We start from the raw sequence: 23,849 nt of genomic DNA, 5'->3' as shown, positions 1-23,849 counted from the left end.
ATCCACGACCTCGAAGCCATCGCCCACGCGGCAGGCCGCCCGGCGAAGCCCCGGACGACCCTCTACGGCGAAGTACCCGAAGAACGACAGCGCACGGCAAGGGCGTCGGACGGACACCTCCCGGACCTGCTGCCGGTCCTTCCGCAGGAGTAGCGGGATCGGGGGTCAGCCGACCAGCAGGTCCTTCTTCAGCTCCTTGAGCTCCCGGTCGTCGATGCCGAGGCCCTTCCGCAGGTAGCCGCGGAAGGAGCCGTACTCCTCCTCGACCTCGTCGAAGCTCGCGTTGAGGTACGCGGGGCGGACGTCGAGGAGCGGCTTGTAGACGGCGGCCTGCGGGGCCGGGAGGTGGGAGAGGATCGCCTCGTTGGCGGCGGCCCGGTAGGAGTTGCTGGCCAGGTAGTCGGCCATGACCGTCTCCTCGGGGACCCCGAGGGCGGTGAGCAGGGCGGCGTTCGACCAGCCGGTGCGGTCCTTGCCGGCCGTGCAGTGGAAGAGGACGCCGCGCCTGCGGTCGGTGCCTATGCCGTCGAAGACGGTGGTGTAGGCGGTGCGGGCGGTGTCGCCGCTCACCATGAAGCGGTTGCCCTCGACCATCATCGCCTCGGCCTCGGCGGGGCTCTTCGGCATCGACGTGAAGGTGCCGGTGCCGGCGAGGACGTCGGCGACGACGTGCGTGGCCCCGGCGGGGACGCGGTCGGGCGCGGTGGTCCGCTCGGACTCCATGCGCAGGTCGAAGACCGTGCGGACGCCGAGGCGCTTCAGCTTGGCGAGGTCGGCGTCGGTGAGCTTCTCCAGGGAGTCGGAGCGGTAGACCTCGCCCATCCTCACCCAGTGGCCGTCGGTGGTGCGGTAGCCGCCCGCGTCACGGAAGTTGACCGTGCCCTGGAGGCGGATCAGCCGGTCGGCGAGGTGCAGCGGGGTCCCCCGGTCGGGGACCAGGTCGAACCAGCGGCGGTCGGTGGCGGCGAGGCCGGAGACGGTGACGGAGCCCGTGGCGCCGCCGCGGGCGACGGTGCGGCCGCCGGTGCGGATCGTGACCCCGTGGGTGCCGGGGGCGTTCCACGCGACGGTGTAGGTGCCGCCGGCGTTCTCGGTGACGGTCGCGGCGGTGAAGGGGACGCGCCGCTCGTCCTGGTGCCGGTGGCCGTGGGAGTGCGCGGAGGCGGGCGGGGCGACGAGGCCGGTGAGCAGGGCGGCCGCAAGGGCCGCGGTGGAGAGGGACGTGACTCGTGTCAGGGGGTTCATGACGCGGATCGTTCAAGTCATGCCCAAACCTTGGGTGAACTGCGGTCAAAAGTGGACTGAAGGGCTTCGGATCACATAACGTTCCGGCCCCCGAACGGACGTACCCGGTCTATTACAGTGCTGCGCAGACCGGTCTACGGGGGGAGGGCACGTCGTGGCCACGACAGCCGCGGCCGTGTGGGGCCGCGCCGAACAGCAGGACTTCCGCGCCCGCGTACGGGGCTGTCTGCTCGGCGGAGCCCTCGGCGACGCGCTCGGCGCGGGCGCCGACGGGCTCACCCTCGCCGAGATCAGGGACGCCCACGGACCTGACGGACTCGGCGAGCCCGCGCCCGCGTTCGGCCGCCGCGGCGCCGTCACCGCCGCCACCCAGATGGGGCTCTTCACCGTCGACGGCCTGATCCGCGCCCAGGTACGCCGCGACACCGGCGCCTGGCACCCGCCCACCGACGTCCACCGGGCGCATCTGCGCTGGGCGGCCACCCAGCGCGACTGGGGCCCCGACGAGCGCCGCAAGGACAACGGCTGGCTGGCCCGCGAGGAATGGCTCTACACCCGCCGCAACCCGCCCCGCGCCTGCCTCACCGGCCTCGGCGACGAGATCCTCGGCACCCTCGACAAGCCCAAGAACCCGGAGGCCGCCGACTCCGGCGCGCTCGTCCGCTCCGCGCCCTTCGGGCTGCTCGTCGGCTGGGAGCCGCAGCTCGTGTGCCAGCTCGCCGTGGAGTGCGCCGCCCAGACCCACGGCGCCCCGGCCGCGGGCCTCGCCGCCGGCGCCTTCGCGGTCGTCGTCCACGGTCTCGCGCGCGGCGGCTCCGTGGAGGCGGCCGTCGACCGGGCCCTCGGGCAGGTGGCGGCGCGCCCCGGCCACGAGCCGGTCACCGAGGCGCTGGGCCGCGCCCTCGGAGCCGTACGGGAAGGGGTTCCGGATCCGGAGCGGGTGGCCGCCCTCGGGGCGACCGAGGACCGGGCGGAGGGGCAGCTGGCGGCGGCCGTGTACTGCGCCCTGGTCGGCGAGGACGTACGGCACGGGCTGCGGCTCGCGGTGAACCACGACGGGCCGTCGGCGGTGACCGGGGCGCTCACGGGCGCGCTGCTCGGCGCCCTGCACGGCGAGACGGCCCTCCCGCCGGCCTGGCTGGCCGAACTGGAGGGCCGTGCGACGGTCCTGGAGCTCGCGGACGACTTCTCGATGGAGATGACCCAGGGAGCCGCCCTGCACAGCCCGACGGAGTCGTCGCCGGGCTGGCTGGCGCGCTACCCGAGGGGCTGATCGGCGCGGGTCATCCGAGGGCCTGGTCCGCGCGCTCGCCGCCCTGTGCGGGGATCGTGGCGCCGTTCTCCCCGTCCCCGTCCCCGTCGTCGTCCGGGTCCGTGCCGATCCGGGCCAGGAGCGCGTCCCGCTCCGGGGTGTCCTCGGGCCTGATGAAGCCGATGAGCACGTACAGGACGAGGGACGTGGCGAGCGGCGAGACGATCTGGATCTGGAGCTCGATGCCGTCGAGGCCGTAGTTGGTGAGCCAGAAGACGAAGAGTCCGGCGGCCCAGGAGACGAGCGCCGCGGTCGGGCCGGACTTCCGGAAGGTGCGGAGCAGGCCGAGCATGAAGGGGATCGCGATCGGCCCCATGAGTCCGGCGACCCACTTGATGACGACGGTGATGATGTCCTTGAAGGTGGGGGAGTTGACCTGGGTGGCGATGGCCATCGACAGGGCGAGGAAGGCGATCGTCGACCAGCGCGCGGCGAGCAGCCCGGCCTTCTGGCTCCAGCCCCGGGCGGCCTTGCTGACGGCGGGGGCGATGTCACGGGTGAAGACGGCGGCGATGGCGTTGGCGTCGGAGGAGCACATGGCCATGGTGTGCGAGAAGAAGCCGACGACGACGAGGCCGAGGAGACCGTGCGGCAGCAGCTGCTCGGTCATCAGGGCGTACGAGTCGGAGGCGTCGGGCTTCTTCGGGTCGACGAGCAGCGGCGCGACCCACATGGGGAAGAAGAGGACCAGCGGCCAGACGAACCAGAGCACCGCGGAGAGCCGGCCGGAGCGGGTGGCCTCGCGGGCGTTGGGGGTGGCCATGTAGCGCTGGGCCTGGTTCCACATGCCGCCGCTGTACTCGAAGGTCTTGATGAAGAGGTACGCGAGGAGGAAGGTCAGCGTGTACGGGCCGGCCGTCGGCGCGGTGTGGCCCTGGAGCTCGGGCCGGTCCCACACGGTCCACAGCGCGCTGAAGCCGCCGAGCTTGCCGAGGACGGCGACGAGCATGGCGACGCCGGCGAGGAGCTGGATGACGAACTGGCCGAGTTCGGTGAGGGCGTCGGCCCAGAGTCCGCCGACGGTGCAGTAGATGCCGGTGACGACACCGGTGATGAGGATGCCCTGGTTGAGGGAGATGCCGGTGAAGACGGAGAGCAGGGTGGCGATGGCGGCCCACTTGGCGCCGACGTCCACGATCTTCAGCAGGACGCCGGACCAGGCGAGGGCCTGCTGGGTGGGGAGGTTGTAGCGGTCCTTGAGGTATTCGAGCGGGGAGGCCACCTTGAGGCGGGAGCGCAGCCGGTTGAGCCGGGGCGCGAAGAGGCTGGCGCCGATGGCGATGCCGATCGCGATGGGGAAGGACCAGGTGACGTAGGACGTGACGCCGTAGGTGAAGGCGATGCCCGCGTACCCGGTGAACATCACCGCGCTGTAGCCCGACATGTGGTGGGAGATGCCGGAGAGCCACCAGGGCATGCGGCCGCCGGCCGTGAAGAAGTCGGAGACGGTGTCCACCCGCTTGTGGGACCAGACACCGATCGCGACCATCACGCCGAAATAGCCGATGAGCACGACCCAGTCGAGACTGTTCATGGAGCCCCCTCCAGGGGTTCTGGTCCGCCTTGTGAACGCCGTTCATGGTGTGGCGAGTTACAAGGCAGGGACAATGCAATGGAGGGTCAAGGGACAGTAAAATCGTTCTGTTTGCTGACCCTTGTTCATGTCCATGAACTCTTCCCGCGGGGAATCGGCGGGGAATCAGAAGGTTCCTGCGGGTATCAGCGCATCAGCTCCCCGGCGTTCACCAGGAGGGACTGACCCGTGATCGCCCGCGCCCGGTCCGAGGCGAGGAACGCCGCGGCCTCCGCCACGTCCCCGTCCGTCGCGAGCTCCGGCAGCGCCATCCGCTCGGTGAGCCGGGCGAGCACCTCCGCCTCCGGGACCTTCTCGGTGTGCGCGGTGAACTGGACGAAGGCCTGCACCGGCGGGCCCCACATCCAGCCGGGCAGCACGGTGTTGACCCGGATGCGGTGCGGCCCGAGCTCGTGCGCGAGCGAGTACATCGCCGAGGTCAGCGCCCCCTTCGAGGCCGCGTACGCCGCCTGCCGCACCTGTGTGGGCGCCGCGACCGCCGACTGCGTGCCGATCAGGACCACCGCGCCCCCGCGCGCCTTGAGCGCCGGCAGGCAGGCCCGGGTCATCCGCAGGGTCCCGAGCAGGTTGACGTCCAGGACGCCCTGCCAGGTAGCGAAGTCGGCGTCCTCGAGGCCGCCGAAGTAGGAGTCCCAGGCGGCGACGTGGACCACCGCGTCGATCCCCCCGAAACGCTCGGTCGCGAGGGCGGCGAGGGCCTCGCACTGCGCCTCGTCGGTGATGTCGGTGGCCCGGTAGGCCGTGCGGCCGCCCTCCGGGTCGATCTCGGCGGCGGACTTGGCGAGATTGGCCTCGGTGCGGGCGCCGAGGACCGCGTTGCCCCCGTCCCGTACGACCGTCTCGGCGATGCGATGGCCGAGCCCCGCGCCGACGCCCGACACGACGACCGTCTTCCCCTGGAGCAGCATCCGGGTCCTCCCTGGGCCTGTTCATCGATCTGACGGTCCGTCAGAGTAGGGCCGAGTCGCCGACAAGGGAAGGCCGAGTCGCCGACAAGGGAAGGGGAACGAGGATGAGCGAGGAGACCCGCAGCGAGACGTACGCGGAGCTGGCGTCCGTCGGCCCGTACGGGGTGCGGCCCGGCCACGCGCTGATCACCATGGTCGAGCCGCATCCGGGCCACGAGTACGCGTACAACCGCTGGTACGAAGACGACCACTACTACGCCGGCGCCATGGCCATGCCCTGGATGTACGCGGGCCGCCGCTGGGTCGCCACCCGCGAACTCCAGGAACTGCGCGGCCCGGAGAAGTCCGCCGTCGCCCGGCCCGTCACCGCGGGCTGCTACCTCTCCACGTACTGGATCACCGAGGGCCGCTACGACGACCACATGAAGTGGACCGTCGGCATCAACAAGCGGCTCAACCGCGACGCCCGCGTCCACCAGGAACGGACCCATGTCTTCACCGCGTTCCAGGACCACGAGGTGACCGTCTACCGCGACGGCGCGGCCGGCCCGCGCGACTTCCACGCCCTCGACCACCCCTATGCGGGGCTGATCCTCCAGGTCGTCGACACGGAGGGCCCGGAGGAGCGCGCGGCCCTCCTCGAACGCCTGCGGACCGGGGAACTGCCCCGCCGGCTCGCCGGCTCACCGGCGGCGATGGTCACCGTCTTCCGCCCCACCCCGCTGCCCGGCGACCGCATGACCTACGTGAAGCAGGTCGAGGGCGTCGACACCCGGCTGACCCTGCTGTGGTTCCTGGAACGGGACCCGAGGGAGTGCTGGACGGAGCACTTCGGGGACCTGGAGTCACTGGGGGAGGGCGCCGGCGGCCGCGTGGAACTGGTGGCACCCTTCATCCCGACGGTGCCGGGGACGGATCTGTACGTGGACCAGTTGCGCTGACCGGTCCGGGCAGGGCCGAGCCCCCTCGGCCAGGACGGCGGACCGGTCGAGAGGGCTCTTTCGTACTGCGTGTGGTGCGTGTACTACGGGAGTTACGTGTACTGCGTGTAGTACGGGTGTTGCCCGTACTACGGGTGACGCTTGGCTGACGGCTCGAGCGACGGGGCTCAGAGGGCCCCGTTGCTCACCTTGCCGACGAAGGCGTTCCACGATCCCGGTCCGAAAGAGAGGGAGGGACCCTCGGGGGCCTTGGAGTCGCGCACCGCGATCGCGGTCACGAGGGGGGACTTCACTTCGACGCAGGCCCCGTTCCCTCCGGAGTACGAGGACTTCGTCCAGGTGTCGGTGCCACCCTGAATAATCGCCATGCTGCTCAGCTCCGGTTCTGCCAGTGGATGTGTCGCGCCAACGTTCTTGCCGGCGTGATCGACGCTACTCGCCGGTCCCGTCCGACGGGACCGGCGTTCACACGTCCGAGTGGCATATTCCAACTGGGCTTCCGTGGGAGCGAGTACGCCCTGTACCGTACCCGCCCCGCTGTTTTTCGGACCCGCGCGGCGACGGTTTTCGGCTCAGCCCCTGGCGTGCTTCTTCACCATCTCCGAGATGAAGTCACGGGTCTGCTCGACGTTCAGCGCCTGCGCCCTGAGGTGCTCGTACATGACGCTGTACTTGCCGACGTCCTGTGCCTTCTCCAGATACAGGTCGCTCGTCACGCCCTCGATGTAGACGACGCTGGAGTCGGACGTGTCCGGGAACTCCAGGATCGAGTACTGCCCGCTGATCCCGGGGTGCGCGCCCATCTCGAACGGGATCACCTGCACGGTGACGTGCGGCAGGTGCGACTGCTCGATGAGGTGCTCCAGCTGCTCCACCATCAGCTGCCTGCTGCCGACGATCCGGTGCAGCGCACCCTCGTCGATGACCGCCCACAGGCGCAGCGGACGCTCCTCGTCCCGGATGCGCTCCTGGCGGCGGGTGCGGACCGTGACCCGCTTGTCGATGTCCGCGGGCGTCGACTCCGGCAGCGCGCCGGTGATGACCGCCTCCGCGTACGCGTGCGTCTGGAGCAGTCCGGGGATGATCTGCGGCTCGTACATCCGCAGGCTCTCCGCGTCGGTCTCCAGGCCGATGTAGACGCTGTACGGGATGTCGCCGAAGGCGTGCCACCAGCCCTGCTGGCGCGAGTCCTTGGCCATCTGCATGAGCGAGTCGACCATGCGCTCGTCCTCGACCTCGTACACACCGCACAGGTCGCGCACATCGCGCTGGCTGATGGAGCGACGGCCGTTCTCCAGCCGGCTGATCTTGGACTGGGAGACGAGGAGACGCTCGGCGACCTGCTCGGCCGTCATGTTCTTCGCTTCCCGGAGCTTGCGCAGCTCCTGGCCCAATCGGCGTCGCCTGACGGTGGGGTTGACGTTGGACGCCACGGAAACTGCACCTCCGGCTGTCTGCTGCGTAGCTGTGAGTATCTACCGCTTGGCAGACTGCCACCAAAGCCCAGGTGTGCGCTGGAAAACGACCACAACGTATGCCCGGCCGAACGCCGGAAACGGCCGGTGGACGCGCGTGTGCGGGGCGGCCGTCCAGACCGCCCCGCACACTTGTGCGGCTCCCGGGTTGGTTCTGTTCTGTCCGTGGTGCCTAGTGCGCCGCCGCGCGGGCCATGCTGCCGCGAGGCTGCGCCGGGACACCCGCGGCGCTCCGACGCGGCTGTGCCGCCGCGCCGTTCTGGACGTCCATCACGGCGTGCGCCACGAGTCCGCCCATCGGGTCGTGCCGGATCAGATCGCGCAGCCGGGACCGCGACGACCGTCCTTCGTTACCGGGGTAGAGGTGCTTCCCGAGTCCGACCGCGTGGGCCAGCGCGGCAAGCGCCGCGGTCCGCGGGTCCGGCGGTACGCCGGTGCGGATCGCACTGTCCAGCCGGGAACGGATCTCCCGACTGATCGCCGTGTCCGTCGCCTGATAGCGAGTCGTCGGCAACACCCCGCACATCTGGCCCTCCACGGCATGCACCATGCCGCATCGCTCCAGATGCGAGAGATACGTCTGGCGAAGCCCCAGTCGGGGCCCGCCGATCCAGTGGACGGCCCGAACCGGACTGCCACGCCTGCGCAGCAGTTCCAGTGCGGAGTCCAAGGTCGGATCTCCGGTCGGCCGTGGCATCACCACGGCGATACGATCCCCGTCAGGGGCTATCCGGCCTGCCAGCGCCAGCTCCACTAGCTGTGCACCGGCCAGGCCGAGGTCGAGCGACTGCGGCTGCGCTGTGGTACCCGTGGTCGGGTCCAGAGCGAGCAGCAGAAGCTCCTCCGGAATGGTTCTGCGGCTCCTGCCCATCCATGCCTCCCCGCGTGGATGAATGACAGGGTGACCCCTCTCACATTCATCTGTCGAGAGTGCCTGGGTGGTTCATCCGGGAACCAGTAGGTATGTCGTTCTCGTCTAGCACGGGGGCCAAGGGGTTCACACAGGACACTGGTACACGGACCGGTACATGGTCCGTACGTACGCACGACGCATGGAGGAGGCACGGTGGCGGGCGAGTCCCCCGACAAGGCGGAGCAGCAGGGGTCGTCTCAGGAGACGAAGGCCTCGGGCGGCGGCGGCAGGGATCCTCGGCTTTCCGTGCTCCATGAGTCGGACGCCTCGTCGGCGGCTTCGGTTGCGTCGTCTTCGGCTTCGGCGGTCCAGGTGGACCAGCCGACGGCCGTCTTCAAGACGCTCGCGCCGCGGACGCCGGAGGACGACGCGCCGGCGGCCGCGCCGGAGCGGACGGAGCGGACGGAGCCGTCGGGGCAGGAGAAGGCTCCGGAGCCCGAGAGCGACCGCCTGAAGGCCGCGGTGGCGGCGTGGGTGGCGACGGCGGAGGAGCCGGAGTCGGAGCCGCGGGACGCCCCTGAGGAGTCCGAGGCGGACGACGCGGACGACGCGGAGCCGGACGAGGCCGCCGAGGCCGCCGAGGCGGACACCGAGTCCGGGCCGGAGGACGACGAGCCCGAGGACGAGTCCGAGTCCGCCTCCGACGAGGGCGAGTCGGACGACGAGACGGGCGACGACTCCGACGACGACTCCGACGAGGAGTCCGTCGAGGCGAAGACGGCCGCGGAGTCCTCCGCGGAATCCTGGTTCTCGGCGCGGAAGCCCGCGGCGGACGCGAAGGCCTCGGCCGAGGAGCCCGCTGACGCTCCCTCCGACGATTCCGACTCCGGATCCGATTCCGGTGCCGACTCCGATTCGGATGACGTCGACGACGAGCCGGTCGACCAGCCGACGACCATGTTCAAGGCCGTCCGGCTGCCCGTGGACCAGCCCACCACCGCGCTGAAGCTTCCGTCCTCCCTGACCGGCGCCGGCAGCGGTGGCGGTGGCGGCAGGAGCGCCGGGGACGCCGACAGCGAGCGCACCAGCACCTTCCTGCCGCTGCGGGCGGACATCCCGGCCGAGCAGAAGGCCCAGGCGGCCGCGGCGGCCCCCAAGGCGCCCGAGGCTCCCAAGCCCGCCGCCTCCGCCCCCGTACAGCCGAAGGCGCCGTCCGCGTCGGCACCCGCCGCCGCGCCCTCGCCCGTGCCCGCGTTCGCCGAGGCGGAGCGGACGCGTCAGCAGCCGCTCCCGCCGCTGCCCCCGCTCGACCTGCTCGCCGAGCTGACGAACACGCCGCCCCCGCCGCCGACCCCGCTGCGGACGACCGTGCGCCGGGTGCGGATCTGGACCCCGCTGGTCCTCCTGGTCCTGATCGTCTTTGCGATCGTGCAGATGGTCCGCCCGCTGCCCGCGCCCGTGCTGACGCTGTCGGCGGCGCCGACCTTCACCTTCGGCGGCGGCGAGCTGAACCTGCCGTTCCCCACCGAGGGACAGGGCGCCGTCGAGGTCGAGGGCGTCGGATCCATGGGGACGTACGGGGCGCAGAAGCCGGCCCCGATCGCGAGCGTCACGAAGACGATGACGGCGTACGTGATCCTCCGCGACCACCCGCTCAAGGGGAGCCAGAAGGGCCCCGAGATCGAGATCGACCAGAAGGCCGCCGATCAGGGCAAGGCGGAGCACGAGTCGACGGCGCGGGTCCAGACGGGCCAGACGTACTCGGAGAAGGAGCTCCTGGAGCTCCTGATGATCCCCTCCGCGAACAACGTGGCCCGGCTGCTCGCGCGCTGGGACGCCGGTTCGGAGGCCGCGTTCGTCGAGAAGATGAACGCCGCCGCGAAGGACCTGGGCATGACCCAGTCCACGTACACGGACCCGTCGGGTCTGCTCGACAGCACGGTGTCGACCCCGCAGGACCAGCTGAAGCTGGCGAAGGCGGTCATGCAGTACGACGTGTTCCGCGAGATCGTGAACATGCCGAACGTGACGGTGGACGGCATCCCCGGCCGGATCGAGAACAACAACAACATCCTGCTCAAGCCGGGTGTCAGCGGCATCAAGACCGGCTCGTCGACCCCGGCGGGCGGCAATCTGCTCTGGTCGGCGAACACCGTCGTCGACGGCCAGAACCGGCGCATCCTCGGCATCGTGATGGGTGCGAAGGACGCGGAGCAGCTGGGCCAGAAGCTCCAGCTCGCCATCGACAACAGCTACAAGCTGATCCAGCAGGCCCAGAAGGACGTCACCTCGGCGACCGTGGTCCGCAAGGGCCAGGTCCTCGGCTACGTCGACGACGGCCTCGGCGGCCGGATCCCGGTCGTGGCGACGAAGGAGCTCAAGGCCATCGGCTGGCCGGGCCTCCGGGTGAAGCTGGCGCTGACGGACGGCGGCAAGGCCGTCCCGCACACCGGCAAGGCGGGCGACATCGTCGGTCAGGTGTCGATCGGCACGGGCGCGGGCAAGGTCAGCTCCCCGGTCGCGCTCCAGCAGGACCTGGCGGAGCCCGGCTTCGACAAGAAGCTGACGCGCGTCGGCTGAGCCGCCGGGGCCGGCGGTCACCGGGCCGCCGGGTCGGGCGGCCATCGGGCCACCGGGCCGCCGGGCGGGGCGGTATCCAGGTCACCAGGCCGCTGGGCCCGGCGCCAGGCCAGGCGCCCGGCCCGTCGGGGTCCCCGCGCGGCACCCCGGCGGGGCACCGGGCGCGGCACCCGGATCGGCGCCCCGGCGGCAGCCCGCGCGGCACCCGGATCGGCGCCCGGCCAGACCCGGTCACCGGGTCCGGGGCCACCCGCTCGGCCGGGCTCCCCGGGTTCTCAGGGGAGCCCAGCTGTTAGCGTCTTCCCGGGGACGAGTACGACGCGTGACACACGCGAGCGATGTGACGCGAGCGATGTGAGACGGGCAGCACGGGAAAGGGCCGCAGTGACCACCGCCGAGCCGACACGCGCCGACCGCGCGGACTCAGCCCCAGACTCCGACCATGCCGACGGTCGCAGGAATGCCCGTGGCGATGCCGGCGGCGGTGCCCGTGGCGATGCCGGTGCCGGTTCCCGTAGCGGTGCCGGCGGCGACGCCGGTGGCGGTGCCCGTCCCGACGCCCCTGCCGATGCCCGCTCCGGCGCCGGATCCCACGCGGAATCCGACGCGGAATCCGACGCGGAATCTGGCGCGTCGCGTGATTCGCTCCCGCGAATAGTGCTTCCGGCGCAGCGGCCGGCCCCGGCGTCCACCGCCCCGGCCCCGGCCCCGCGGCGGAAGCGCCGCTACACGGTCCTGGCGGCCACCGGCCTCGCGGCCGTCACCCACATCCTGTGGTTCTTCTTCTTCGCGAACAGCGGCGGCGACCTGGCGGCACAGGACGCGTGGGCCGAGTTCGTCGGCCGGCACCCCGACTCGGCGTACAACCTCGCCTGGTACGGCGGGATGCACCCGGTCTCGTACAGCGTCGTGTCGCCGTACCTCATGTCCATGCTCGGCGTGCGCAGCACGATGATGATCGCGGGGACGCTGTCGGCGGGGCTGACCGCGCTGATCCTGGTGCGGGTGCGGGCGGTCCGCAATCCGCTGGCGTGCTCGGTCGCGGGCGTCTTCGCGTTCCTCTGCAACGCCCTGTCGGGGCGGGTGACCTTCGGCCTCGGCATGATGTTCGCGGTCGGCGCGGTCGCGGCGGTGTTCTGCTGGCCGCACCGCTGGCGCCGCAAGCGCTGGGCGAAGGCCGCGGTGGCGGCGCCGCTCGCCGGTCTGGCGACGGCGTGCAGCCCGGTGGCGGGTCTGTTCCTGGGAGTTGCGGCGGCGGCGCTGTTCCTGAACCGCCGCCGGCCGGGCGCGTACGCGCTGGGTCTGGCCCCGGTGGCCGTCGTCGCCCTGTCCTCGTGGCTGTTCCCCTTCTCGGGCACGCAGCCGATGGCCTTCGGTTCGACGGCGCTGCCGCTGCTGTTCGGGGTGCTGACCTTCCTCCTCGTCCCGAAGGACTGGCGGACGGTCCGCACCGCCGCGGCGGTGTACACGATCGGCACGCTGCTCACCTGGCTGATCGACTCGCAGATCGGCTCGAACATCTCGCGGCTCCCGATGCTCTTCGCGGGCGTCGTGCTGCTGGCGGCCCTGCCGTACACGGCGCCGCGCTCACGCCGCTGGTACGCGCTGGTGCTGGCCTTCGTCGGCCTGAACTTCTGGATCGGCTTCAAGGGCGTCGACGACGTGATCCGTACGGCCCCGGACGCCTCCTGGGCGCGTGAGCTCGCGCCGCTGATCAACCAGCTCCAGGTACGGGATGCGCGCAAGGCGCGGGTGGAGGTCGTACCGGCGTCGAGCCACCGCGAGTCCTCGGCGCTGAGCCCGTACATCAACCTGGCGCGGGGCTGGAACCGCCAGGCGGACATGGAGCGCAACCCGCTCTTCTACGACGACACGCTGAACTCCGTGAACTACGAGGAGTGGCTCCACCGCTGGGCCGTCCACTACGTGGTGCTGCCGACGGGCGCGCCCGACTCGGGAGCGGAGCAGGAGGCGGAGCTCGTCGGCGAGGGCCTGCCGTATCTGAAGCAGGTGTGGTCGGACGAGAACTGGCGCCTGTACGAGGTCGCCGACCCGACGCCCCTCGCGGAGGCGCCGGCGGTGGTGCAGAGCGCGGAGGAGAACGAGGTCGTGATCCGCGTCGAGACCCCCGGCCGGATCCTCATCCGCGTCCCGTACTCGCCGTGGCTGGCCCTGGTGGACGAGAACGGCGGCAAGATCGAACCTCCGCAGGAGACGGAGGCGTCGAAGCTGGCCCGCGAGGAGTCGGACACCGAGATCCCGAAGGTCTTCGCCAACGAGGAGGGCTGCCTCTTCAAGACGGAGGCGGACGCGGAGGGCGACGAATGGACCCAACTGGTCGCCCCGAAGGCCGGCGTCTACCGCCTTGCGGCCCCGTACAAGCTCTCCCGGGGCACACCCTGCCCGGAAGAACTCCGCTGACCCGGACGACGCCGCGTCACGACGAACGCGGCTGACCCGGACGACGCCGCGTCACGACGAACGCCGCTGAGCCGGACGACGCCGGGTCACGGCTGCCGGTAGCCGGCCAGCAGCCGCCGCATGGCGAACGCGTGCCCACCGCTCCCGATGACGAGCGCCCGGTAGACCCGCCCCGCCGCCCCGGGAAAGACGGCACGGGTCTCGGCACGCAGCCGACAGCGACCGTCGGCCGTCTCCTCGACCCGGAAGACCAGGCTGTACGAGGAGAACCGGTGCCGCCCCTCGAGCGCCAGCTCGCGCCCCGGCACGAGCCGAGCGACCCGGAACCCGGGAAACTCCGACCCGACACCCAGCGGCCGCACCCCACCGGTCTCCCGGGGAACGGCCCCCACGACCCGCGCGTACCGCGCCCCGCCCGCCGTGGAAAGCGACCGCCCGACCTTCACCAGCAACCGCGACCACACCTCGTCGACCCCGGCGTCCACGACGACGACATGCTCATCGACCCACGGCAACAAGCTCACGACGCCCACTTCCGTCCGGCTACGGGACCTACGGGGCTGACACGACGAAGACCACCCGATGACGTCACCGAATGGTCTTCTCGTCTGCGCCCCCGGCGGGATGCGAACCTGCGACACCCGCTTGAGGGGTTCGGTCGGGGTGTGCGCTGCCGGGGTCGGACTGCTGCTCGCGGTCGCCGCGAGGAGCCGTGGGGGACTGCCGCGATCCACCGTCGTCGATGTCAGCCGTGGACGTCGGCTGTCGCCGGTCCGCGAAGGGCCGCCGGTAGTCCGAGGCGTCCCCGACCGGGGGACAGTCCCTGCAGAACGTCACGTAGACGGGGTTGTCGGTGTCTCCGGCTTCGAGCGCCAGGCAGATGTCCACGTCGTGGTTGGCGAACCGGTGCAGGTACTGGACGAACAGCTCCAGCTCCTCATCGGACAGCCGCTCGTCGTGCCGCTCGTTGTACATGCCGCCCCCTACCGACTGATCGACCGGTCCGGACGATACCCGCGACTGTGGAGGTCAGCGGACCAAGTCGGGGAAGGGGCAGAGCTCCAGCGGTTCCTCCGGGCGGTCGGCCCAGTGCCGCCAAAGGGTTCGGTCCTGGCCGCAGCACACGGTCCGGCGTACGTGACCGCTGGCGTTGGTGTCAGGCGTAGATGCCAAAGGCCACACCTAAACGTTTAGGTGTGGCCTTTGCGCTTGTGCCCCCGGCAGGATTCGAACCTGCGACACCCGCTTTAGGAGAGCGGTGCTCTATCCCCTGAGCTACGAAGGCGGACGGAGACAGCGTAGCGGACGGGTGTGGGGGTGTGCTGAGGTGATGGGGTGTTGTCGAGGGCGGCACCGGGATCGTTCCCGGTGCCGCCCTCCTCTGGTGGTCGGCCGTTGGGGCGGCCGGTGGGGTCAGCGGGTTACCTCGCGGTTGAAGACCGAGCGGGACCAGAAGTAGCCGAGGGCGGACAGGGCCGTGCACCAGGCCAGGGCGATCCAGCCGGCGTTTCCGATGTCCGTGCCGAGCAGGAGGCCGCGCAGGGTCTCGTTGATCGGGGTGAAGGGCTGGTACTCGGCGAACCAGCGCAGGGCCGTCGGCATGGACTCCGGGGGGACGACCGCGCTGCCGAGGAAGGGCAGGAAGGTCAGCGGCAGCGGGGCGTTGCTCGCGGACTCGACGGTCTTGGCGCCCATGCCCATCGCGGCGGACAGCCAGGCCATGCCGAAGGCGAGGAAGAGGAGCAGGCCGGCGGCGGCCGCCCACTCGACGACCGAGGCGTCGGGCCTGAAGCCGATCGCCAGGGAGACGCCGGTGACCAGGACGAGGACCGCGGCGACCTGGAGGACGCTGCCCATGACGTGGCCGGTGAGGATGGAGCCGCGGGAGATCGACATCGTGCGGAAGCGGTTGACGATGCCCTCGGTCATGTCGGTGCAGACCGACACGGCCGTCGCCACGGCCCCCGAGGTCGCGGCCATCAGGATGATGCCGGGCACCAGGTAGTTGATGTAGTCGCCGCGGTCGCCGCCCGCCCCGATGCCGGCGCCGAGCGCGCCGCCGAAGACGTACACGAAGAGCAGCAGCATCAGGAGCGGCATGACGAGGATCGAGATCGTCATCGACGGGTAGCGCTGCATGTGCTTGATGTTGCGGCGCAGCATCGTCAGGGAGTCGCGCAGGGCGTACGAGCGGGTGGGCTTGACCGGCTTGGCCGGGGCGAGGGTCGCGGTGCTCATCGGTTCGACTCCTTCTGAGTGGTGGTGGCGGCGGTGGACGGGGCGGGGACGGTGGGGGCGTTCTGCTTGCCGGTGAGGGTGAGGAAGACGTCGTCGAGGTCGGGGGTGTGCACGGTGAGCGACTCCGCCTGGACCCCGGTGCTGTCCAGGGCGTCGAGGATGGCGCGGAGGTTGGTGACCGAGCCGTCGCTGGGGATCTGCAGCGCGAGCGCCTCGTCGTCCCGGGTCGCGATGCCGAAGACCGCGGCCGCCGTGGCGAGGTGGGTCTCGTCGGCGAACTGGACGCGTACGTGACCGCCGGGGATCAGCCGCTTCAGCTCCTCCGCCGTGCCCTCGGCGACGAGCTTGCCGTGGTCGAGCACCGCGATGCGGTCGGCGAGGTGGTCGGCCTCCTCCAGGTACTGCGTGGTGAGGAAGATCGTCACGCCCTGCTCCGTGACCAGGTCCCGGATCAGCTCCCACATGTCGCGGCGGCTGCGGGGGTCGAGGCCGGTGGTGGGCTCGTCGAGGAAGATGATCCGCGGCCGGCCGACCAGCGTCATCGCCAGGTCCAGCTTGCGGCGCATGCCGCCGGAGAAGGTGGCGACGTTCTTGCGGGCCGCCTCGGTGAGGTCGAACCGCTCCAGGAGCTCGGCGGTACGGCGCCGGCCCTCGCTGCGGCTCAGGTGGTAGAGGTCGGCCATGAGGAGCAGGTTCTCCTCGGCGGTCAGCAGCCCGTCGACGGCGGCGAACTGGCCGGTGACGCCGATCAGGGTGCGTACCGAGTCGGCGTCGGCCTTCACGTCGTGGCCGGCGATCCGGGCCTCGCCCCCGTCGGCCGTGATCAGGGTGGAGAGGATCTCGACCGTCGTCGTCTTGCCCGCGCCGTTGGGGCCGAGCAGGGCGAAGATCGTGCCCTCGGGGATCCGCAGGTCGATGCCGTCGAGCACCACCTTGTCGCCGTACGACTTGCGCAGGCCGGTCGCGGAGATCGCCGTGGAGCGCGGGCCGGTGGCCGCGGTGGCCGCTGCGGCCGCTGCGGTGGCCGTGTGCGTGGGGTGGTTCGTGGTGCTCATGGTCTGCGGGCCTTTCTCTTCTGGGAGGGCGGGGGTGGGGCTGGATGCGCGGGGTGGTGCCGGGTCGGTCGGTGGGGCTGGGGTGAGCTGTGTGCTTGATGCCTGCGACCGGTCGTGGAGTGGCGTTTGTTTGGCGCCATTCCGTGCCGTGCTTGCGCCATCATCGTGGCACAGGGATGGCGCCATGTCGAGTCATTGTGGCGCCATGCTTGCGTTCTTGTGTCGCCACGTGGCGCCTTGCGCTTCTGGCCTGCGTCTTTGTCGGGATCCGCCCCTCCAGCGGAAAGGCGCCCCATGGCGCCGGCCTGGGCGGGCCGGTGCCATGGGGCGCCAGTTGTCGGGGCGATGGGCGATGGGCGATGCGGCGATGCGGTGATGCGGTGATGCGGTGATGGGGTGATGGGGCTACGGGGCGGATCCACCGGATCCGGTGGATCCGCGAGGTGTTCAGCCGACCAGGGTGCTCCGCCGGGGCGAGTGTGGCGCCGGCTGCGTCGCGGCGAGCTTCTCGCCCTCCACGTCCACCCGGGGCAGGATCCGGTCCAGCCACTTCGGCAGCCACCAGGCGGACCTGCCGAGCAGGGCGAAGAGCGCCGGCACGATCGCCATCCTGACCACGAAGGCGTCGAAGAGGACCGCGATCGCGAGGGCGAAGCCGATCATCTTCACGAAGTCGTTGTCCTCCACGATGAAGCCGGAGAACACGCTCATCATGATCACCGCGGCCGCGGCGACCACCCGGCCGCCGTGGCGGAAGCCGTCGACGACCGCCTCGCCCGGGCGGGCACCGTGGGCGTACGACTCACGCATCCGGCTGACCAGGAAGACCTCGTAGTCCATCGCGAGGCCGAAGACCACGCCGATCATGAAGATCGGCATCGTGCTCATGATCGGGCCCGGTGCGTCGATGCCGAAGACATCGGCCAGCCAGCCCCACTGGAAGACCGCGACGACCGCGCCGAGCGCCGCCGCCACCGAGAGCAGGAACCCGAGGGCCGCCTTCAGCGGGACCAGGACGGAGCGGAAGACCACCATCAGAAGGAGGAACGCGAGACCCACGACCAGGGCCAGGTAGGGCAGGAGCGCGTCGTCGAGGGTCTGCGAGAAGTCGATGAACATGGCCGTCTGGCCGGTGACGAGGATCCGGGACGCGGTGCTCCGCTCCAGGCCGCCGGCGGTGTCGCGGAGGGCCTGGACCAGCTCCTCGGTCTTCTTCTCGGTCGGGCCGCTGGTGGGGACGACGGTGAGGATCGCGGTGTCGCCCGCTTTGTTGGCGGTGGCCGGCGAGACCGAGGCCACGCCGGGCGTCTTCGCGAGGGCCTTGCCGATCTCGTCGGCCGCGGCCTTGGCTCCCGCACCGGCACCGGTACGGGTGCCCGTGCCGGTCGCGGTGCCGGTACCGGTGTCGGTGCCCGTGGCATCGGTGCCGTCGGTGGATCCGGTCTGCACCGTGACCATCAGCGGGCCGTTGAAGCCGGGCCCGAAGGACTCCGAGAGCAGGTCGTACGCCTTGCGCTGGGTCGTCTGCGTCGACATCTGGCCCTCGCCCGGCAGGCCGAGCTCCAGGCTCGCGGCCGGTACGGCGATGGTGCCGAGGCCGATCACGCCGACGAGCAGGACGACCACGGGGTGGCGCAGGACGTAACGGGCCCAGCGGGTGCCCAGGTTGGGCTTCGTCTTCCGGGCGAGCTTCGCCTCGTGCTTGGCGGCCCTGCGCCGCAGGCGGTCCGACAGCGGCTTCACGGCGTACCGCTGACGTCCCTTGCGGGCCATCACCTTGACCGGCGCGAGGCCGAGGAGGGCGGGGACCAGGGTGATCGCGACGAGGACGGCGACGGCGACGGTGCCGGCCGCGGCGAGGCCCATCTTCGTGAGCATCGGGATGTTCACGACGGCGAGCCCGGCGAGGGCGACGATGACGGTGAGACCGGCGAAGACGACGGCCGAGCCGGCGGTGCCGACGGCCCGTCCCGCGGCCTCCTCGGGAGTACGTCCCTCGGCCCGCTCGGCGCGGAAACGGGACACGATGAAGAGCGCGTAGTCGATGCCGACCGCCAGGCCGATCATCATCGCGAGGGTCGATGTGGTGCCGGAGAGGCCGAAGGTGGAGCCGAGGGCCGTGATGCCCGAGATGCCGATGCCGACCCCGATCAGCGCGGTGATCAGCGGCATTCCGGCCGCGATCATCGAGCCGAAGGTCAGAACGAGGACGAACGCGGAGATCAGGATGCCGATCTGCTCGCCCGTGCCGCCCATGGCCTGCTCGATCTTCACGGCGTCACCGCCGGCCTCGACGGTGAGACCCGCCTCGCGGGCCTGCTCGGTGGCCGCGTCGAGCGCGTCGTGCGCCTCGTCGTCGACGGCCGCCGCGGGGACCTTGTACGTCACCACCAGGTAGGCGGTGGTCCCGTCGCCGCTGATGCTGACGGCGGGGGACCTGTAGGGGTCGGCGACGCCCACCACCTGCGGGGACGACGCCCCCAGCTCGGTGACGAGACGCTCGACCTCGGTGCGTGTCGAGGGTGACGTGATCTTCGTGCCCGCGGGGGCGCGGACGACGACCCGGGCGGTGGCGCCGTCGACGCTCGCGTCCGGGAACTTCTCGGCCAGCAGGTCGAAGGCCTCCTGCGACTCGGTGCCCGGCATCGAGAACGTGTCGGCGGGCGGCGTCGGCGCGGACGAGGCGGCGACGCCCATGCCGACGAAGGCCAGCAGCCAGAGCAGCAGCGTCACCCCCTTGCGGCGGAAGGCGAGGCGGCCCAGTTTGGAGAGGAACGTAGCCACGGTGGGCTCCCGTCGGGTGGTGGTGGTGGTGGTGGTGGTGGTGGTGGTGGCGGTCGGGCGGGGGTTGCGGGGTGGAGCTCGGTGGGGCAGCACGACATGGCGCCATGGCGGCGTGGGGAGGTGCGGGGCGGTGCGTTACGGCGCCGGCGCAGGCATCCGGGTCGGCGCGGGCGGTATGGGCCGGTACGGGCCGGTACGGGCGTACGGGGCGATACGGAGTGGGTACGCGGGCGCGTGAACCGCAGCGCGAAAGGGACGCGAGGCGTACGTGAGGGGTACGTGAGGCGCGAGAGGCGCGTGGTGCGGGGCGGGGATCGCCGCCGCTCCCAGTCGGGTCAGGACGCCGTGGTGAGCGACGCGCGGAGCGTCGGAGACCGGTGGAGGTCCAGGGTGACCGGCACGGGCTGCTTGCGGGCCGTGGCGAAGACGTACAGACGCAGGGCCAGGAAGCGTCCGATGCCGGCGAGGCCCGAGGCGGAGAGGTAGACGGTCTGCTCGACGGCCAGGCCGGGCGTGCTCTCGATCGCGTGCAGGACGAGCATCGCGAGGGTGGTCACGGAGAAGGCGGCGGCGGCCGTCCCTGCGGACTGCAGGTGGTGGCGGAGACCGCAGCGCAGCAGGCCGCGCCCGGCGGAGGGCCGGAGCCCCGACGCGAAGGTGAAGCGGGCGTGCAGCTCGGTCGCGAGGATCGTCGAGACGACGGTGACCAGCGCGTTGGCGAGGGCGAACGGCAGGAGGGCGGCGAGCAGGGCGACGGCCGCGCTGGACGCGAGGCCGACCCCGCCGCCGAATATCACGAAGCGAACGAAGGAGGCTAAGGCGCCGGGAGTGCCGGTGGCGCCGGTGGTGCTGGTCTGTGGTCCGCGTTCCATCGGGCTTCCGTCCCCCCTCGGTTCGTTGTGCCGGGCGTCTACGCGCGGCGGATGACGATGTCGCCGACGCTCGTGCGGCCGCGGACCTCGACCGTCTCCTCGGACTGGCCCGGGCCCTCCGCCGCACCCAGTTCGTTGCGTACGCGGCCGGCCGTGGACCGTACGTCGAGCCAGGCCGCGGTTCCCTCGGCGATGCCGACCTCGAGGCCGCCGGCGGCGGAGTCGAGCGTGATCCGGCCGCGGACGACCTCGCCGAGGCGGATGGCGCCACTGGCGGTCTTCGCGGTGACCGAGGACTCCGTGCGGCCCACGCCGATGGGCCCGTTGGACGAGTTCACCTGCAGCTCGCCGGTGATCTCGCCGACCGTGGTCTCGCCGTTGAGGTTGCGGATCGTCGCCGATCCGTCGATCCGGCCGATCCGGACCCGGCCGGAGCCGTGGATCTCGGTCTCGCCGGTCGTGCTGTCCACGAGGATGTCGCCGTGCGAGGTCTTCAGCCGTACGGCCGCGGCCTCGTCCAGCTGGATGTCCCCGGCGGCGGTGGTGAGGCGGCAGTTCCCGAACAGTCCCTCGCCGATCAGCTCGCCGAGGCCCGTCTTGCAGGTCAGATCCGAGCCGGCGGGCAGTTCGACGGTCACGTCGACGGCGCCGATCTTGCCGAAGAGCGAGCGCTTCTTGGGGCCCTTGACCAGCAGCTTTCCACCCGTGCAGGTCACGTTGGTCTCGGCGGCGGCCTGGACGTCGAGCTTGTCGCCGGGGTCGCTCGGCGTCACCTCGACGACGGTGTCGGTGCGCTTGCCCGCGATGATCCGGGCCCGCCCGATCTCGATCTCGACGGTGGCGGAGAGGGGTGCGGGGGTGTCGAACGTAGGCATGGCTGTGCCGTCCTTTGACTGAGGAGAGGTGAGTGCCGGGTGACGTGCCTCGGTGCGGCAGTGAGGTGTGCGGGCCCCGTGTCGGGGCGGGCCCGGTGCCGGGGGCCTGCTGCTAGCGGACCCAGCCGGTGAAGCCCTGGCCGACGGCGGGGCCCACGCCCGTCGTGCCCTTGCGGGTGGTGCGGCCCTGGGCGCTGCCCGGTTCGAGGGCGGCGGCCACGGCCCGGACGAGCCACGCGTTGACCGAGAGTCCCTCGCGGCTCGCGGCCTCCTCGACCCGGATCTTGAGCTGGGCGGGCGGCCGGAAGTTGATGCGGGAGGTGGCGCCGTCCTCGCCCTCCACGGGGGTCGTGACCGGGGGCGGCGGGGCCGGCAGCGCGGTCTCGGTCTCCTCGAAGAGGTCGGCGGTCGGCGGTGCGGTCACCACGAACTCGGGGTTCAGACCGCGCAGCCGCAGATCGACCGAGCCGGGCGCGAGGTCGCGGGTGATCTCGTCCATCGCGTCGGACAGGGCGTTGAGCAGGGTCAGCCGGGCGGCCGACTCGAGCTGTCCGGTGAGTCGGTCCGCCAGGGCGCGGGCTTCGTCGCCGCCCGCCTGGGCGGCCACGCCGAGCTCATGGCGGAGATTGTCCACGTACGGGGTGAGGTCCATGACGCAATAGTGGCACCATCATGGCGCCATTGCAAGTCATCTGGCGCCACGGTGCGCCATGCTGCGCCAGAGTGTTGCCGGGTTGGCGCCACGATGGCCGCCCCCGGCCCTCCCCGCCGCACCACCCCCAGCCCTGCCCGCCGCCCCCGGCCCTCCCCGCCACAGCACCACCCCCGACCACCACCCCGACCGCCGCCCCCCCCCGCCCCGCCGCTTCGTGGCGGGCCGTCGGGGTTGACCCGGTTCGGGGGTGCGCATAGCGTCGCCGCGCTGGGACGACGAGCGGATGCTCAGGGGGTTGTGCGGTGGCAGTGCCAGGTGGAGACGAGCGGCTCACCGCGGACGGGGCGCCCTTCGCCGTCGAGGACGGGGTGTACGCCTCCGGGCCCCGCACGCTGCGGGAGTTCGTCGAGGTCGTCTGGGGCTATGACGACCGGGTGTTCCTGGTGTCCGAGGACGGGCGGACGACCTATCGCGAGTTCTTCGACGCCGCCTGCGGTCTTGCCCGGCGGCTCGTCGGGGAGTACGGGCTGCGGCCGGGGGACCGGGCCGTGGTCGCCATGCGGAACCACCCCGAGTGGCAGGTCGCCTTCTGGGCCGCCCAGCTCGCCGGGCTCGTCGCCGTACCGCTCAACGCCTGGTGGACCGAGGACGAGTTCACGTACGCCCTCGACGACTGCGCTCCCGCGGTGCTGCTCGTCGACGGGGAGCGGGTCGGGCGGGTGCGGGAGTGGGCCGCCCGGAACCACGTGCCCGGCATCGTCTTCCACGGGGAGGGCGGCGAGGGCCGGGCGGACGAGGAGGGCGGCGAGGACCGGGCGGACGGGGAGGGCGGGCGCGCTCCAGGGGCCGCCGGTTTCGTGCCGTACGTCCCCGACGCCGATCCCTACCTCGGGCCGCCCCTCGTCGACGTCCTGCCCGAGCACGACGCCACCATCGTCTACACCTCCGGCACCACCGGGCGCCCCAAGGGCGCCGTCGCCACCCACCTCGCGCAGGCCGGGGCGGCCATGAACCCGCGGTACTTCGCCGCCGCCGCGGCCCTCGCGCGCGGGGACGTGCCCGGCACGGGGCCGGTGCCCGTGTCGCTGACCACGTTCCCCTTCTTCCACGTGGCCGCGTTCACCTCCTTCTACGGGGTGATGGCGGCGGGCGGCACCCTGGTCATGATGCGGAAGTGGGACGCCGGCCGGGCTCTCGAACTGATCCGGGAGCACCGCGTCACCCACTACGCGGGCGTCCCCACCACCGCCCTCCAGCTGCTCGACCTCGCCCGCGCCACCGGCGACCCGCTCGACAGCCTCACCCTGCTCAGCACCGGTGGCGCCGCCGCCCCGCCCGGGATCGTCGACGGGATCACCGCCGGGTACGGGGAGCGGCTCGAGCCCCGCAACGGCTACGGGCTGACCGAGACCAGCGGCGGCGTCCTGTCCAACGTCGGCGCCGAGTACCGCGCCCACCCCGGCAGCGTCGGCCGGCCCTCGCCCGTCACGGAGGTGCGGATCGACCGGCCCGACGCCGAGGGCGTCGGCGAGCTGTGGCTGCGCGGGCAGTCCCTCGTCCGCGGCTACTGGGGCAACGAGGAGGCGACCCGCGCGGCGTTCTCCGAGGACGGCTGGTTCCGGACCGGGGACCTCGCGCGGGTGGACGAGGACGGGCGGGTGACCATCGTCGACCGGCTCACCGACATGGTCGTCCGGGGCGGCGAGAACGTGTACTGCGTCGAGGTCGAGGACGTGCTGCAGCAGCATCCGGACGTCGTCGACGCCGCCGTCCTCGGCGTACCGCACCCGCTCCTGGGCGAGGAGGTCGCGGCCGTCGTCCGGCTGCGGCCCGGCGCCGCCGTCGGCGTGGACGAGCTGCGCACGCACGTGGGCGCGCGCCTCGCGGCCTTCAAGGTGCCCGTCCACGTCCTCGTGCGCGAGGAGGAGCTGCCCCGGAACCCGACCGGGAAGCTCCTCAAGCGGGAGTTGCGGGGGAGCCTGCGGGTCGGCCGGCAGGGCGGCGCGGTCGGCGGCGCGTGAGCTGAGCCGGCTCTGCGCGG

Annotated in this window: 20 protein-coding genes and 1 tRNA gene; 5 read left to right on the top strand and 16 right to left on the bottom strand. The window is 71.8% G+C overall.

Annotated elements, in window-relative coordinates; all coding sequences use genetic code 11:
- Nucleotides 1-165: 165 nt before the first annotated feature.
- Nucleotides 166-1,245, bottom strand: a complete 1,080-nt coding sequence (locus ACFQ79_RS11375) for a tyrosine-protein phosphatase (protein WP_383581533.1) — start codon at nt 1,243-1,245, stop codon at nt 166-168.
- A gap of 154 nt (nt 1,246-1,399) precedes the next feature.
- On the opposite strand from ACFQ79_RS11375, the gene ACFQ79_RS11370 reads away from it, so the two are divergent.
- On the top strand, nt 1,400-2,518 hold the full coding sequence (locus ACFQ79_RS11370) for an ADP-ribosylglycohydrolase family protein (protein WP_383581530.1): 1,119 nt from the start codon (nt 1,400-1,402) through the stop codon (nt 2,516-2,518).
- Between the two features lie 10 nt (nt 2,519-2,528).
- On the opposite strand, the gene ACFQ79_RS11365 is transcribed toward ACFQ79_RS11370, so the two are convergent.
- Nucleotides 2,529-4,091: a sodium:solute symporter family protein gene (locus ACFQ79_RS11365; RefSeq protein ID WP_383581526.1), complete on the bottom strand. Its 1,563-nt coding sequence runs from the start codon at nt 4,089-4,091 to the stop codon at nt 2,529-2,531.
- Nucleotides 4,092-4,276: 185 nt separating this feature from the next.
- Nucleotides 4,277-5,059 carry an SDR family oxidoreductase gene (locus ACFQ79_RS11360; RefSeq protein WP_383581524.1) on the bottom strand — a complete coding sequence of 261 codons (783 nt, stop codon included), beginning with the start codon at nt 5,057-5,059 and terminating at the stop codon, nt 4,277-4,279.
- A 104-nt stretch (nt 5,060-5,163) separates the two neighbouring features.
- Between ACFQ79_RS11360 and ACFQ79_RS11355 the strand changes: the two genes are divergently transcribed.
- Nucleotides 5,164-6,000 carry a hypothetical protein gene (locus tag ACFQ79_RS11355; protein WP_383581522.1) on the top strand — a complete coding sequence of 279 codons (837 nt, stop codon included), beginning with the start codon at nt 5,164-5,166 and terminating at the stop codon, nt 5,998-6,000.
- Nucleotides 6,001-6,167: 167 nt separating this feature from the next.
- Here ACFQ79_RS11355 and ACFQ79_RS11350 read toward each other — a convergent pair whose 3' ends face one another.
- The 3 genes from ACFQ79_RS11350 to ACFQ79_RS11340 all read right to left on the bottom strand — a co-directional run bounded on the left by ACFQ79_RS11350 (nt 6,168) and on the right by ACFQ79_RS11340 (nt 8,346).
- Entirely contained in the window at nt 6,168-6,368 is a 201-nt protein-coding gene (locus ACFQ79_RS11350; protein ID WP_229315754.1) for a DUF397 domain-containing protein, read from the bottom strand.
- A 204-nt stretch (nt 6,369-6,572) separates the two neighbouring features.
- Nucleotides 6,573-7,433, bottom strand: coding sequence for a helix-turn-helix transcriptional regulator (locus tag ACFQ79_RS11345; RefSeq protein WP_229315753.1), 861 nt, complete (start codon nt 7,431-7,433; stop codon nt 6,573-6,575).
- Between the two features lie 214 nt (nt 7,434-7,647).
- The gene (locus ACFQ79_RS11340; RefSeq protein ID WP_030315572.1) at nt 7,648-8,346 is read right to left on the bottom strand and encodes a GPP34 family phosphoprotein; all 699 of its coding nucleotides are present in this window, start codon (nt 8,344-8,346) and stop codon (nt 7,648-7,650) included.
- A gap of 354 nt (nt 8,347-8,700) precedes the next feature.
- On the opposite strand from ACFQ79_RS11340, the gene ACFQ79_RS11335 reads away from it, so the two are divergent.
- Nucleotides 8,701-10,908, top strand: a complete 2,208-nt coding sequence (locus ACFQ79_RS11335; RefSeq protein WP_383581520.1) for a D-alanyl-D-alanine carboxypeptidase family protein — start codon at nt 8,701-8,703, stop codon at nt 10,906-10,908.
- A 423-nt stretch (nt 10,909-11,331) separates the two neighbouring features.
- On the opposite strand, the gene ACFQ79_RS11330 is transcribed toward ACFQ79_RS11335, so the two are convergent.
- Entirely contained in the window at nt 11,332-11,502 is a 171-nt protein-coding gene (locus tag ACFQ79_RS11330; protein ID WP_383581518.1) for a hypothetical protein, read from the bottom strand.
- Between the two features lie 63 nt (nt 11,503-11,565).
- Here ACFQ79_RS11330 and ACFQ79_RS11325 point away from each other — a divergent pair, with 63 nt between their 5' ends.
- Complete coding sequence (locus tag ACFQ79_RS11325; RefSeq protein WP_383581515.1) at nt 11,566-13,329, top strand: MFS transporter; 1,764 nt, start codon at nt 11,566-11,568, stop codon at nt 13,327-13,329.
- Nucleotides 13,330-13,415: 86 nt separating this feature from the next.
- Here the strand turns inward: ACFQ79_RS11325 and ACFQ79_RS11320 are convergent, their stop codons facing one another.
- The 9 genes from ACFQ79_RS11320 to ACFQ79_RS11280 all read right to left on the bottom strand — a co-directional run bounded on the left by ACFQ79_RS11320 (nt 13,416) and on the right by ACFQ79_RS11280 (nt 21,805).
- Nucleotides 13,416-13,853, bottom strand: a complete 438-nt coding sequence (locus ACFQ79_RS11320) for a hypothetical protein (RefSeq protein WP_383581513.1) — start codon at nt 13,851-13,853, stop codon at nt 13,416-13,418.
- A 64-nt stretch (nt 13,854-13,917) separates the two neighbouring features.
- Complete coding sequence (locus ACFQ79_RS11315) at nt 13,918-14,304, bottom strand: hypothetical protein (RefSeq protein ID WP_383581511.1); 387 nt, start codon at nt 14,302-14,304, stop codon at nt 13,918-13,920.
- Nucleotides 14,305-14,541: 237 nt separating this feature from the next.
- Nucleotides 14,542-14,614 (bottom strand) — tRNA-Arg (locus ACFQ79_RS11310).
- A gap of 128 nt (nt 14,615-14,742) precedes the next feature.
- Complete coding sequence (locus tag ACFQ79_RS11305; RefSeq protein ID WP_383581509.1) at nt 14,743-15,567, bottom strand: ABC transporter permease; 825 nt, start codon at nt 15,565-15,567, stop codon at nt 14,743-14,745.
- Nucleotides 15,564-16,622, bottom strand: coding sequence for an ATP-binding cassette domain-containing protein (locus ACFQ79_RS11300; RefSeq protein WP_383581506.1), 1,059 nt, complete (start codon nt 16,620-16,622; stop codon nt 15,564-15,566). The genes ACFQ79_RS11305 and ACFQ79_RS11300 overlap by 4 nt, the downstream gene beginning before the upstream one ends.
- Nucleotides 16,623-17,069: 447 nt before the next feature.
- Nucleotides 17,070-19,406 (bottom strand): MMPL family transporter, encoded by a 2,337-nt coding sequence (locus ACFQ79_RS11295; RefSeq protein WP_383581541.1) that lies wholly within the window; start codon nt 19,404-19,406, stop codon nt 17,070-17,072.
- A 335-nt stretch (nt 19,407-19,741) separates the two neighbouring features.
- Nucleotides 19,742-20,278 carry a hypothetical protein gene (locus ACFQ79_RS11290; protein WP_383581503.1) on the bottom strand — a complete coding sequence of 179 codons (537 nt, stop codon included), beginning with the start codon at nt 20,276-20,278 and terminating at the stop codon, nt 19,742-19,744.
- Between the two features lie 38 nt (nt 20,279-20,316).
- Nucleotides 20,317-21,153 (bottom strand): DUF4097 domain-containing protein, encoded by an 837-nt coding sequence (locus ACFQ79_RS11285; protein WP_383581501.1) that lies wholly within the window; start codon nt 21,151-21,153, stop codon nt 20,317-20,319.
- Nucleotides 21,154-21,265: 112 nt separating this feature from the next.
- On the bottom strand, nt 21,266-21,805 hold the full coding sequence (locus tag ACFQ79_RS11280; RefSeq protein WP_383581499.1) for a hypothetical protein: 540 nt from the start codon (nt 21,803-21,805) through the stop codon (nt 21,266-21,268).
- A 305-nt stretch (nt 21,806-22,110) separates the two neighbouring features.
- Between ACFQ79_RS11280 and ACFQ79_RS11275 the strand changes: the two genes are divergently transcribed.
- Entirely contained in the window at nt 22,111-23,829 is a 1,719-nt protein-coding gene (locus ACFQ79_RS11275) for a class I adenylate-forming enzyme family protein (RefSeq protein WP_383581497.1), read from the top strand.
- Nucleotides 23,830-23,849: the final 20 nt, after the last annotated feature.

This window comes from Streptomyces sp. NPDC056480 (genome assembly GCF_042795405.1).
In the GTDB taxonomy this organism is placed as follows: Bacteria; Actinomycetota; Actinomycetes; order Streptomycetales; family Streptomycetaceae; genus Streptomyces.
The sequence above is the reverse complement of the archived record's forward strand: the minus strand, read 5'-3'. Positions and strand labels throughout refer to the sequence as shown.